1 pseudogene is annotated in these 710 nt (G+C 33.1%); it reads left to right on the forward strand.

Annotated features, from left to right (window positions below):
* Positions 1 to 441: 441 nt before the first annotated feature.
* Positions 442 to 710, forward strand: a pseudogene (locus tag ACFIQE_RS11160) (type ISP restriction/modification enzyme); the annotation flags it as partial.

A 710-nucleotide genomic window follows, 5' to 3' on the forward strand; every position in this document is an offset into this window, starting at 1 on the left:
TCAGCGTCACAGAAAAAATCGCCAACCGCGTAACAATTTTTTAATTTTTTGATGAGAATAATACTTATAACATCTGAGAAAAAAGCATAGACTGTACTGTATACACCTGCTTTATGAGTTGTGCAAACCATATCATTTCCCCCGCTTTTGAAGATTTTACAATGACACTGTTAAATGACAATCATACACTCTAATATGCTTCTTAATTTTAAGGTGTCGCATGTAATATAATCTTGAGCTTTAAGTAAAGACTGTTATTCATAGAATATACCAAATTTATTGGAACTGTTACATATTAGAGACAACAAAAAACACTCCATTGATTGTCGCTTGATAAGAAAAATAGCATGACAATCGCTTATTTACTAAAATAAGAAAAAAAACGCGATAATAGTACAGATATAGGTTTAAAAATTGCCTCTCTGCTTACTTACTAAAACCATAACAAAAGATGATCTATTTTATTATGTTTACGGTCTTTTGCATTCAGAAGATTATCGCACCCGTTATGCTGATAATTTATGCAAAGAATTGCCTCGTATCCCTTGCGTAAAAACGGCTGATGATTTTTGGAAATTTGTGACAGCAGGGCGTGAACTGGGTCATTTGCACGTGAATTATGAAGATGTAGAGCCTTATCCCGTGACCTTTAAAAAGGGTAATCCAAAACAGACAGAAATCTCTAATCTCGAAAAATTCTATTATGTGAC

The sequence above is a fragment of the Bartonella sp. AA1HLJMS genome (genome assembly GCF_042197445.1).
Taxonomy (GTDB): Bacteria; Pseudomonadota; Alphaproteobacteria; order Rhizobiales; family Rhizobiaceae; genus Bartonella.